The organism is Pectobacterium betavasculorum, from assembly GCF_000749845.1.
Classification (GTDB): domain Bacteria; phylum Pseudomonadota; class Gammaproteobacteria; order Enterobacterales; family Enterobacteriaceae; genus Pectobacterium; species Pectobacterium betavasculorum.
Window position 1 is genome coordinate 1 of sequence record NZ_JQHM01000086.1, and the last position, 243, is coordinate 243.

The following is a 243-nucleotide window of genomic DNA, read 5'->3' on the forward strand; positions in this document are numbered from 1 at the left end:
CTGCGTGCGCTTTACGCCCAGTCATTCCGATTAACGCTTGCACCCTCCGTATTACCGCGGCTGCTGGCACGGAGTTAGCCGGTGCTTCTTCTGCGGGTAACGTCAATCAATAAGGTTATTAGCCTTACTGCCTTCCTCCCCGCTGAAAGTGCTTTACAACCCGAAGGCCTTCTTCACACACGCGGCATGGCTGCATCAGGCTTGCGCCCATTGTGCAATATTCCCCACTGCTGCCTCCCGTAG

1 rRNA gene is annotated in these 243 nt (G+C 56.0%); it reads right to left on the minus strand.

Annotated elements, in window-relative coordinates:
- Positions 1–243, minus strand: a 16S ribosomal RNA gene (locus KP22_RS21215); the annotation flags it as partial.